Source organism: Thioalkalivibrio paradoxus ARh 1, from assembly GCF_000227685.2.
Classification (GTDB): domain Bacteria; phylum Pseudomonadota; class Gammaproteobacteria; order Ectothiorhodospirales; family Ectothiorhodospiraceae; genus Thioalkalivibrio; species Thioalkalivibrio paradoxus.
Map to the genome: position 1 here is coordinate 117,915 of NZ_CP007029.1, position 12,078 is coordinate 129,992.

The following is a 12,078-nucleotide window of genomic DNA, read 5'->3' on the forward strand; positions in this document are numbered from 1 at the left end:
GCCGGCGGTGCGATGCGCCCGCACCGCGAGCCCGCCGGGGTCGGTGGGTGCCCGGACGCTGACTATGTTCTTGGGCGCGATGGTTGGTTGGTCGGCGGCTGCTCCGTTCGAGTGCGGCGTGCACAGCGACCGTGCGCCGATGCGAACGGACGGCCGGCTGAACCGGCGGGCACAGCACGCGTGGTGGTTTCCCCGAACGATGAATGCAAGCGGCAGGCCAGCGGTTTGCGGGCGGACTCGGGAGACTAACTCACCCGTTGCCGAACAGCCACCGCCAGCCCTCGAATCCGAGCAGCGTGAGCGCGGCCGTCGCGACCGACCAAAGCGCGAGACTGAATGTCATCCAGATGGCGGTGCGCCGGCGGTCGGCCTGGAGTGCCAGCGCCATTACCGCGGCGAGGTGGATGCCGGTGACCACCGGGCCGGTCAGCGCGATTCCGGGGAGCCCGTAGCGCTCCCAGATGCGGCGGGCCCGGGGGCTCCAGCGCCGGCGTAGTGGCCCCCGTCGGCGTTCCCAGGCCCGGAACAGCGCGATGATCCCGAACACCGGCAGGGCATTGCCGATGAAACTGACCACGGTGACCGGAACAGGCGCGAGCCCGACACCGATCGCAACCGGGATCACGATCATGATCTCGAGCCACGGGGTCGCGGCGGCCAGAAACACCAGCGCGTATTGCCAGATCAGGTCCACGGGCGTCGGGATTCCAGGGGCGAGGGCGAGCGGCAGTGTCGCCGATCCGATCCTGCAGTGCTAACTGTCATGGCGCGGGCAGCCACCCCCGATGATGAAAGAGGCGTAGGGCGGAAAAGGCCGAAGGCCGTCATCCGCCAGCTGGCGCCCGGGTTGCCGCAGGCGCCTGGGCGAGGGTGTGCATGCGCCGCTGCGGTCGCTGCGCCGGGGGGGGGCTGTGTCCCGGCCACTGCGGATCTGCACTACACTCTGGACGATTGGTGCGGGCAGCGTGTTGGGCCCGGGCTCCCGGGGGTTCCGGGGATCGTGTCGTTCGCCGGCGCCGGTGTGCGAGGCGGGGTGTCCGTACCGGACGTTGCAGGGGGTTGGGCGAGTGACCAGAGGAGAGGGCGGAATGTCGAGTAGCAATGCCGGTGAGGCACAGGAACCTGCTGCCGCCAACGCGGCAGCGCGCAAGGCGGGTGTCGGGGTGCTCCTGATTGTCGCTGCGCTGGCCTTCACCGGCATGGGTTTGTTCATGTTCAACATGGGCCGTGACATGAGCACGATGACCCAGGCGGTCACGCAGATGGGCCTCGACGTCTCGGCGATGGCCGACGACATGACGTTCATGAGCGGGCGCATGGCGGTGATGGCCGACAGCATGGTCGAGGGTCAGGCGGGGATGTCGCAGGATCTGACCGGGGTGCGGTCCGGAATGGAGCTGATGGCGGGCGATGTGCGCAGCATGGCCGACAACATGAACGACCTCGCGGTGAACATCCGTGGGATGGCCGGGAATATCGGAACGATGAACCGTTCGATGTCGCAGATGAACCAGTCGATGGGGCAGATGACCGGTACGATGGGCCGCATGTCGGTAGATATCAACAAGTTCACGCGCCCCGAAACGCTGATGCCGTCGCCGTTCCGGTGATGGCCGATATCCGACGCCTACGCGCCGGCCCTGAAAGGCCGGCGAATCGCGTGCTCCCCATCCGTTGCCGAGTCTTTCCAGGACCGCTTGACCGAATTCTTGTCTTTGTGATGGTGTGAAGCGCGGGTCCCGTCAGTCGGCGCAGGTCCGCAGCCCAGGAGATATAGAGAGTGAAGAACGCACGCGTAGCCGGTCCCGAGCCAGCAGTCCGGCAACGGACGCCGAGGCGCCGGCAAGCATGAACGATGCGCTTGCTCGGGGATCAGGCGACAGCCGAGCACAGGACTCTCTGCTCGGCAGCCTGGTACTGATCGCCAGGACGCACGGGATCCAGCTCACGCGCGAAGCCGCGATGGCGGGGCTGCCTGCCGCCGACGGCAGGCTGACTCCCGCGCTGTTTGAGCGCGCAGCCCGCCGCGCTGGGCTGAGCAGTCGCGTCGTGCAGCGCGATCCCCGGCAACTTCGCGACGAGCTTCTGCCAGCAGTGCTGTTGCTCGAGGGTGACGAGGCCTGTGTTCTTGTTGGCTGGAACCACGACCGTAGCGTGGCGACCGTCGTCTACCCGGATCTGAGCGACGCGCGCGTCGATCTGCCCTGGCCTCAGCTCAAGGCGGCGTACACGGGCTGGGCGATTTACGCGCGACCCACCTTCCGCGTCGACGCGCGCAGCCCCGAGGTTTCGAAGGAGTCGCGGGGGCACTGGTTCTGGAGCGTGATGCGCGAGAACAGGGGCCTGTACCGGGACGTGCTGGTGGCCGCGTTCCTCGTAAACCTGTTTGCCCTGGCGATGCCGCTGTTCGTTCGCAACGTATTCGATCGCGTGGTTCCGAACCATGCCGTCGAGACGCTGTTCATGTTCGCCGCCGGCGTGCTGATCGTGCTGATCGCCGATCTTCTGCTGCGCACGATGCGCGCCTATTTCGTGGACAAGGCGGCGGCACGTGCCGATGTAAAACTGTCGGCGATGATCATGGAGCGCGTGCTCGGAATGCGGATGGAGAACTACCCCGCCTCCGTGGGGGCGTTCGCTTCTCGTCTGAACAGCTTCGAAGCGGTCCGCAGCTTCATCTCGTCGGCGACGGTGTTGGCCTTTGTCGATCTCCCGTTCGTGTTGCTGTTTATTGCGGTGATCGCGTTGATCGCCTGGCCGCTGGCAGTGCCGGTGGTGGTTGGCGCGCTCGTGCTGCTGGTCTGGGTGCTGGTGGTGCACCGGAAACTGCGCGGGTTGGCGGAAACCATCTATCGCGTAAAAGCGCAGCGTAACTCGACACTGGTCGAAAGCCTGAACGCTGCGGAGACGATCAAGACACTGGGTGCGGAAGGCCGCGTGCAGGCCCTGTGGGAGAAGGCGTCCGCGCATCTAGCCGAACACAATGTGCGCAACCGCTTGCTTTCGTCCGGTGTCTCGAACGGTGCCTCGTGGGTCCAGCGGATGGTCGGCGTAGCGATCATTGTCGGCGGGGTCTTTTTGATCATGGACGGAGCGCTCAGCTTCGGTGGCCTGATCGCTGCCTACCTGATCTCCATTCGGGCGATGTCGCCCATCGGCCGTACCGCCGGCTTGATGCTTCACTATCATCAGGCCTCCACCGCGCTGCAATCGCTGAACCGACTGATGACGCAGGAGGTCGAGCGCCCCCCAGGCTCCGCGTTCCTCAGCCGCCCGCGCATCCGGGGCGACATCGAGTTTCGTGGCGTATCCTTCGTCTACCCCAACCAAGGTACGCCGGCGCTCGACGAGGTTTCGTTCAGCATTGCCGCAGGGGAGCACGTGGCGGTGTTGGGGCGAGTGGGTTCCGGCAAGACCACCGTTGCAAAGCTGATTCTTGGCCTGTATCAGCCTACGGACGGCGCGATTCTGATCGACGGCGTCGACACTCGGCAGCTCGATCCCGCTGAACTCCGCCGCGGCATGGGCCACGTCTCCCAGGATGTGACTCTGTTCTATGGTTCGCTGCGCGACAACATCGTGCTGGGGAGCCCGTTGGCCGAGGACGACGCGATTCTCAACGCGATTCGGATCAGCGGCATGGAGGACCTGATCAACCGTCATCCCCAAGGGGTCGACATGGAGGTGGGCGAGCGCGGGAGCCGCCTGTCGGGCGGCCAGCGGCAAAGTGTCGGAATTGCCCGAGCCGTGATCCACGAGCCGTCGATCCTGCTTCTGGATGAGCCGACCAGCGCGATGGATCATTCCACCGAAAGGGCGATCAAGGCGCAGCTTCGCGAGTTTCTGCAAGGCCGCACGGCGCTGGTGATTACCCATCGCACGTCGCTTCTGGAACTCGTCGACCGCATCATTGTAATGGATCGTGGTCAAATCGTTGCGGATGGACCCAAGGAGCAGGTAATGGAGGCGCTGCGGCAGGGGCGCATCAAGAAAGCCAGGACATGAGGCCGATGTTTGAGCAACCCCTATATGCCGATCTTTTCCCTTCGGGGTGTGGCCATGAATCGGTCTAGAATGAACGCCCGCGGACTTCGCAATGATCTGGCAGGCTGGAATTCCGACGCCGAGTGGGCGCTGATCCAGCAGCGGCCGATTCGAGCCCGGATACTGCTCTACGGCTTTGTTGCTACGCTGGTGGTGCTCGTCGGTTGGGCGTCGGTGGCGGAAATCGACGAAGTGGCCCGGGGAGCCGGGCGGGTGATTCCATCGGCGCAGCTGCAGGTGATTCAGTCGTTCGATGGCGGAGTGGTGTCCGAGATTCTGGTGCGTGAAGGGCAAATCGTCGAGGAGGGCGAGGTGCTGCTGCGCGTCGATCCCACGCGTTTCCTGGCCGATCTCGGCGAAACCCGGGCGAGCGAGGGTGCGCTGCAGGCACGTGCGGCACGACTGGCGGCGCTGGTGGGCGGGACGGAGTTTCTGGTCACGCCCGAACTGATGAGGGTGCCGGCTGCGGTGGTCGAGCAAGAACAGCGGCTGTATGAAACCAGCCAGGCGGAGCTCGATGCACGGATCGCGATCGCCGAGGACCAATTGCGGCAACGCCGCGAGGAACTGAACGAAGCGCAGGCGCGCCGGATACAGGCGATCCGTTCGCTGGAGCTGTCGTCGCAGGAGCTTTCCGTGACCGAACCGCTGGTGGCCAGTGGTGCCGTGTCCGAGGTCGAGGTGCTGCGCCTGCGGCGCGAGGTTGCGCGAGCCCGCGGCGACCGCGACCAGGCGATTGCGCAGATCGGTAGGCTTCAGGCAGCGATCAGCGAATCCGAAAGCCGAATCCGGGAAGTCGAACTGAGCTTCAAGAACCGATGGCGTAACGAGCTCGCCGACACGCTAGGCCGGTTGTCCGAGCTGGCTGAGGGCACTACCGCCCTCGAGGACCGCGTGCGCCTGGCGGAAGTCCGTTCACCGATGCGAGGGGTCGTGCAACGCCTGTTCGTCACCACTCGTGGAGGGGTGATTGCGCCTGGGCGGGAGGTGGCGGAAGTGGTGCCGCTCGACGATCAGCTCTTGATCGAAGCGAAGATTTCGCCGCGGGACATCGCGTTCCTGAGGCCCGGTTTGGAGGCGAGGGTTCGGTTTACTGCGTACGATTTCGCCATCTTCGGCGGACTGTCTGCTACTCTTGAGCATATCAGTCCCGATTCGATCGTGGATGAGCAGGGGGATACCTTCTACAAGGTGCGGGTGCGTACCGAGGAGATTGGATTTGGCGATGAGCAGCCGATCATGACGGGTATGGTCGCCGAAGTCGATATTCTGACGGGCAAACGCACGGTGTTGCAGTACCTGCTGAAGCCGGTGCTACGTGCAACCGAAGTCGCATTCACGGAGCGTTAGCGATGCATGTGTTCAGAATTGCGCCGGACGAGCACCCCTCCGAACGTTGGGCCGAGGCGTTTCCTGGGTCCATGGTCGAGCGGCCGCCGTTTGCCTCCCCGCCCGTGGGCAAGGTCGAGGTCTGCTGGATCAGCACCGGACTCGAGCGCTGGTCCGAGCTCGTGCGCGAGCAGTCTGCGAAAGGCCGAGTGGTGGCGCAGTCCCGGCGCCCCAACGACGATGAGGCCGTGGCGGCGTTCGAGGCCGGGGCCCATGGCTATTGTCACAGCCTGGCCAACGTGTCGATTCTGCGTGCAGTCGCGAACACGGTGGCCCGTGGGGGCTTGTGGGTCAACCCTGCGGTGATGGCGCGCATGATCCGTGCGGTGCGTGCTGCTCGCCCCGATGATCCTGCCTACCCTCCGGCCGACTTCGGTCGCCTCACCCCCAGGGAGCGGGAGGTGGCGCTGGCGGTTACTACAGGAGCGTCCAACAAGGACATCGCGGAGCAGCTGGGGATGACGGAGCGCACCGTGAAGATGCACCTGGGCGCGATTTTCAAAAAGCTCGGCGTCAGGGACCGCGTACATCTGGTGCTTTATCTTACGCGCGGCGCTCCAGCGCGTTAATCCTTGCCGGTCGCTGAACGAAGAGAGTTGGCGGGCGCTGCCAGAGTCGCCCCCCTGTACCTCGGTTCATCTGGTTTGCCCTTTGCCATCTGGCTATCCTTGATGCTGAAAGGGTATATCCAGCAATTGGCTCGCCCGTCGAGCGGAGGAAAGCCAGATGGCAACCGAACAGGCAATCGCGGTCGTTAGCGAGATTCAGGGCGCGGCGATGGTGCGCGACGCGGACGGCAACGTCCGGACATTGAACCCGAACGATCCGATTTTTCCGGGCGAAGTCATTATTACCGAGCCGGGGGCGGCCGTCGTGCTCGCGTTCAGCGACGGTACTCCGTTCGTCGTGGGCGGCGGCGATGAGGTCACCATCAGCGAGGACGTCGCGGGTTCGACGCCACCGGACATCGACGAGTCCCCGGTTGAGGGCCTGACTGTCGAAGAGGTCATCGCGGCGCTGGAGGCCGGCGAGGCTCTGGATGACCTGATCGAGGCCCCCGGTGCCGGGCTTGGCGGTGGCGCCGACGGCGATGGAGGCGGCAGTGCCGTGTGGCTGTCCCGTGTGTCGGAAAACGTCCCTCCTGTCGCGTATGAGTTCGGATTGTTTGGCGCGCCCACTCCGGAGATCGATGTCGGCGATGAGCTGATCCAGCTGGACGACACGGACACCGACACGGACACCGACACCGACACCGACACGGACACCGACACGGACACCGACACGGACACCGACACGGACACCGACACGGACACCGACACGGACACCGACACGGACACCGACACGGACACCGACACCGACACCGACACCGACACCGACACCGACACCGACACCGACACCGACACCGACACCGACACGGACACCGACACGGACACCGACACGGACACCGACACGGACACCGACACGGACACCGACACGGACACCGACACGGACACCGACACGGACACGGACACGGACACGGACACGGACACGGACACGGACACGGACACCGACACGGACACGGACACGGACACGGACACCGACACGGACACCGACACGGACACGGACACGGACACGGACACCGACACGGACACGGACACCGACACGGACACGGACACGGACACCGACACGGACACCGACACGGACACCGACACGGACACCGATACGGACACCGACACGGACACCGATACGGACACCGATACGGACACCGATACGGACACCGATACGGACACCGATACGGACACCGATACGGACACCGATACGGACACCGATACGGACACCGATACGGACACCGATACGGACACCGATACGGACACCGATACGGACACCGATACGGACACCGATACGGACACCGATACGGACACCGATACGGACACCGACACGGACACCGATACGGATACGGATACGGATACGGATACGGATACGGATACCGACTTCGAGCCCGGGGTTTCACATGTGATCTTCCGGCTAGCGGATGGCAGTACCTTCAAGGTCGATTACCACGACAGCGGTCCCTTGCATCCGACTCAGCTCTACTCGGCGATCGAAGAGCAGACCGGGAAAGAAGTGGACACTTTTGTTGTCAAGCACGGACAGGAAGCTGCGGATACGGGCTTCTACGACAAGGACGGTCTCCTGCTCGCGCGCATTGAGGGCGAGCTAGGCGAGGGGTACGCGTTCGATGGGCGGCCCGACCTGCAGTGGGCGATCGATAGCCAGGAAGGCACTGGAGGCGGGACCACGGAGGTCAATGGGAAGTCGTATGCCAATGGCTTTGTGAACGGCGGTGCATTTGTCCAGAGTGATGATTCGGCCGACATTGGCGATCTGCTCGGATCCACCGACACGGACACCGATACGGACACCGATACGGACACCGATACGGACACCGATACGGACACCGATACGGACACCGATACGGACACCGATACGGACACCGATACGGACACCGATACGGACACCGATACGGACACCGATACGGACACCGATACGGACACCGATACGGACACCGATACGGACACCGATACGGACACCGATACGGACACCGATACGGACACCGATACGGACACCGATACGGACACCGATACGGACACCGATACGGACACCGATACGGACACCGACACGGACACCGACACGGACACCGACACGGACACCGACACGGACACCGACACGGACACCGACACGGACACCGACACGGACACCGACACGGACACCGATACGGACACCGATACGGACACCGATACGGACACCGATACGGACACCGATACGGACACCGATACGGACGGCGGTACTCAGTCGTCGCTCCAGGCCGCCTCCCTTAGCAGCTTGGACGTCACCGACGAAGATGAGGATCGGTTGTTCACTCAGGGTGAGGACGATGCCGACAACGAGGGTGATGACGACACGGACACCGACACCGACACCGATCCGGACGAGGGCCAGGGGACGTTCGACGACGACGATCAGTGGGACATTGATACCACGGATGGCGAGGACAACCCCTAACGCGTAGCTCGGGGCTACGACCGCTCGCACCCAGGGTCGTGGCCCCGCTTCCTCATGAAGCGCTCCGCCTCCCGCAAAGTCCAGGCTAATTGGGCCGCGACGGCTGGTGGCTCCGAAACAGCGGGCGCCATCGGATTAGCCAGCGGAATGGGTTGGCAAACGGGGTTGACTGGCAGCCCCCACGCTCGCACCCGCCGTTATCCCGGCACTCGTGGTTTGGAAGCACTGGCCGTTCAACCTCGGATCTGGGCTTGTCCCCGCTTGATTCTCCCGGGCCGATAGCGCATTGTCGGATGCACGGAACGATCGCTTCAGGGCAATGACGATGTTCGTACTACGTAACCCACAGGGTGAGATCGTCGCGGTCAGCCGAATCCAAACGCCGGAGGTGTCCGAGTCGATACCGGATTCAAGTCCCGAGCTGGGCACATTCGCCGCAACCCTTCAGGCAGGGGCGGTCTCTGAGTTAGCGGCCTCCGATCTCGATACCATTCGGGTACTGGAAGATCTGATCGAGATCCTGACGCAGCGGGGACTGATCAGCTTCACCGATTTTCCCGAACCCGCCCAGCGAAAACTGCTGGCACGGAAGTCCCTTCGCGAGACCGGACGCGATCTCGACCTTTTCGACGAGCGTGACGGGATAATCTGATCGCGTGCTGTGCAACCGCTGAAAAAAAAGCCTGGTGATCGCCGCGAATGTGCCGCACGAACCGTGTGCATCAAGGAGCCAAGCCCCAACGCCGCTCTACTTTCGCAAAACCCCGCATAGGCCACGTGTAAGGTTCCGGCATCTCGTGTCCAACCGAGATCTTCGCGGAACGGTCGGCGTCGCTTGCGTGACCATCACGAGTGCGCCCCTGCTTGTTTCGGCGAAGCTCATTTACTAGGCTTTGGAATGAGCAGCCCCTGCGCGTATCCTATGTTTCAAGGGGCTTCCGTTGAGCGCTCGAAAACCGGCCAGAGCTTCCAATGCATCTCTTGATTATCACTACACCTCAACCCCGACCGCGCCACCCCTTCGGGGAAGTCGTCATTGCGAGCGTAGCGCAGCAATCCAAGCGGCTTCGGGAGGGTCGATGCCGTTTTGATCGCCGCGTCGCGTCGCTCCACGTGATGACGGTGCTTTCGAAGACGGACCGTCACAATTTGCGGAACATGCATGATAATCTGCGTGCCCCCTGCTTCACCGAGAGTCTGAATCGCTGGGCTGCACCTCGATGAGTCTCGGCCAACTCGCGTCGTCGGCAAAGCCTGTACTGTCACGCTTCCTTGAAGAGACAGAGTATTCTGTTCCCGCTTGTGGCTGGGTTCTCTTCTTCGCCGTCTGTAACGGAACTGAGCGCGCCCACGTCGTCAATGTACGGGGCGATGATTTCGAACAGGCATGGTCGAACGGCATGCAGCGGCTCCGTTTCTGGCTCAAGCGGCAGAAAACCCCGCCTCGCTGGCTTCGTGTAGACGCGGTTTCTGAAATCCGGGAGCTCTCTTGGCTCGAGCTGAAAGACACGTTTGCAAAGACCAAGACCAATTATTTCAAGTGGGGGATCGGTTGGGACAAGGAGCTGAGAATCGCAGTCCTTGAGCAGGAATTGAGCGGTACGAGTTCTTTGTACACCGGGGACATTAGGGCCTGCACACCGCATCAGCGTAATTTGCACCGACTGTTGAACCGCCGATTCGGTGTCGATCGTGGATGGCCCAAGTCAGACAGCGACCCGATGTGGGTCTTTCGAACGCGTGCCGTGTTCGCCAATGGGCACGAGACTCTGGCTCTCGAACATGAAGGCAATATGGCGGGTGTGCGAAGGATCGAAACGCTGGATGTCGGACTAGTACGCGAGGTGGTGCGCCGGAGTAGTGCTTATCTTGCCCGCCAGGTGAGGCCGGATGGCCGGTGGCACTACGGTTGGGCTCCGGCCTTCGATAAGCCGCTCCCGTCCTACAATTCGCTGCGGCACGCGAGTTCAGCTTACGCGCTCCTTGAAGGCTGGGAGCTGACGAAGGAACCGAAGCACCTGGCGGCTGCTGAGCGGGCACTGGAGTACCTCTGCCGCGAATTGATCCACGATGTGCGGCTTCCAAACGGCAACGAAGTCTCCTACCTCGTGGATGTTGGCAACGAAATCAAGCTGGGTGGCAACGCGGTCAGTCTTCTGGCCCTCGCCAAGCACGCCAAGCTGACCGGTGATACCAGTCGCTACTCCCTGATGGAAAACCTCGCCCTCGGTCTGCTGGCCATGCAGGACCCGGCGACCGGAAGCTTCGTTCACGTACTCGAATACCCCTCGCTTGCGCTCAAGGAAACGACCAGGACGATTTACTACGACGGCGAAGCCGCCTTCGGGCTCTTGCGGCTCTATGAGCTGACGGGTGATCCACGATGGCTACAGGCCGTGCATAAGGCGATGGACCATTTCATAGCCTCTGAGCATTGGAGAGCGCACGACCACTGGCTTGGCTACTGCATCACCGAATTCACGCAGCATGTGCCTGAAGAAAAGTATTTTCTGTTCGGTATTCAGAATGTACGCGAGCACCTCGACTTCGTTCTGACGCGGCTGACCACCTACCCCACGCTGCTGGAATTGATGATGGCGGCTGAGAAGATGTTTGCGCGGATGCAGAATGACGGCCGCCTGCGTGAGATCCTTCACGCTGAATTGGATCTTGAAAAATTTGATCGTGCCCTGAATTATCGTGCCCGCTACCTTTTGAACGGGTATTTCTTTCCCGAGTTGGCGATGTTCTTCAAAGCGCCTGCTAAGATCCTGGGTGCGTTTTTCATTCGACATTATGGTTTTCGGGTGCGGATCGATGACGTTCAGCACTATTTGTCGGGTTATGTCTCGTACTGTGACTGGTTGAGCGGGAGGAGAGGATGATCAAGGTTCGGATACAACCAGCCGCGCTCCGTGCGCCTGTGGTCCGCAGGTATCGAGCCTACTTTGAGGATCGCTCCTCTGCGTTTCATTTTTCTGTGGTCGGTGGTCGTGACACCCTGAGACCCGCCTCCCTTGCGGGTTTTTCGGGTGTTGATAGGATCTTGTTTCGTTTCGTGGGGATGCTCCGATGATTCTTGGGGTGCGCGTGACTGGGCATGTGGCGAGCCGCGCCATTGTGGCTGAGGCACGTCGTGCAGGACACATTGTCCGGGGGATCGATCTCAGCAAGTTGTCGGGTGCCGACTGCGATGGTTTGGATGCAATCATTCTCGCCAATGTTGCCGATCCAGATCGAGTAGGTGCGGTGTTGGGCTGGGTTTCGCCGACCTGCCACGTGATCTTTGTCTCCACGTACCTCGCCCTTCCATCCGGGCCTTCATCAATACCCTGGTCCGAGAATGGTTTCGACCCTACAGCAGAGTCGCTTGCTGGAGCTGGAGAGGCCCAGGCCGCTCGCTTGGCGGAGCGTACGCTGATGGTAGCGGGCCGAAACGCAAACTGGACGATTCTCAGGCCCGCGATCGTAGAGGGACCCCACGACCCAGATCCATTTCACACGCGTTGGTTTGTCGAGCGGGCGGTGTCATCCGAGCCCATCTGTCTGCCGTATGAAGATGAACAACCCTACCGTCACGTTTCTACGCGGGATCTCGGTCGA

The 12,078-nt window shown here is 62.5% G+C and carries 8 protein-coding genes; 7 read left to right on the forward strand and 1 reads right to left on the reverse strand.

Annotated elements, in window-relative coordinates:
- Positions 1 to 250: 250 nt before the first annotated feature.
- On the reverse strand, positions 251 to 694 hold the full coding sequence (locus tag THITH_RS00610) for a small multi-drug export protein (RefSeq protein WP_006746462.1): 444 nt from the start codon (positions 692 to 694) through the stop codon (positions 251 to 253).
- A gap of 394 nt (positions 695 to 1,088) precedes the next feature.
- Here THITH_RS00610 and THITH_RS00615 point away from each other — a divergent pair, with 394 nt between their 5' ends.
- The 7 genes from THITH_RS00615 to THITH_RS00645 all read left to right on the forward strand — a co-directional run bounded on the left by THITH_RS00615 (position 1,089) and on the right by THITH_RS00645 (position 11,360).
- The gene (locus tag THITH_RS00615; protein WP_006746461.1) at positions 1,089 to 1,610 is read left to right on the forward strand and encodes a methyl-accepting chemotaxis protein; all 522 of its coding nucleotides are present in this window, start codon (positions 1,089 to 1,091) and stop codon (positions 1,608 to 1,610) included.
- A gap of 238 nt (positions 1,611 to 1,848) precedes the next feature.
- A complete protein-coding gene (locus THITH_RS00620) occupies positions 1,849 to 4,005 on the forward strand; it encodes a type I secretion system permease/ATPase (RefSeq protein WP_006746460.1) in 2,157 nt (718 codons plus the stop codon).
- A 54-nt stretch (positions 4,006 to 4,059) separates the two neighbouring features.
- A complete protein-coding gene (locus THITH_RS00625; protein WP_041483375.1) occupies positions 4,060 to 5,394 on the forward strand; it encodes an HlyD family type I secretion periplasmic adaptor subunit in 1,335 nt (444 codons plus the stop codon).
- A gap of 2 nt (positions 5,395 to 5,396) precedes the next feature.
- The gene (locus THITH_RS00630; RefSeq protein WP_006746458.1) at positions 5,397 to 6,002 is read left to right on the forward strand and encodes a response regulator transcription factor; all 606 of its coding nucleotides are present in this window, start codon (positions 5,397 to 5,399) and stop codon (positions 6,000 to 6,002) included.
- Between the two features lie 157 nt (positions 6,003 to 6,159).
- Positions 6,160 to 8,475 carry a retention module-containing protein gene (locus tag THITH_RS18375; RefSeq protein ID WP_025367145.1) on the forward strand — a complete coding sequence of 772 codons (2,316 nt, stop codon included), beginning with the start codon at positions 6,160 to 6,162 and terminating at the stop codon, positions 8,473 to 8,475.
- Positions 8,476 to 8,794: 319 nt separating this feature from the next.
- Positions 8,795 to 9,127: a tryptophan synthase subunit beta like protein gene (locus tag THITH_RS00640; protein WP_232222225.1), complete on the forward strand. Its 333-nt coding sequence runs from the start codon at positions 8,795 to 8,797 to the stop codon at positions 9,125 to 9,127.
- 568 nt (positions 9,128 to 9,695) lie between these two features.
- A complete protein-coding gene (locus THITH_RS00645; RefSeq protein ID WP_006746454.1) occupies positions 9,696 to 11,360 on the forward strand; it encodes a hypothetical protein in 1,665 nt (554 codons plus the stop codon).
- Positions 11,361 to 12,078 lie beyond the last annotated feature (718 nt).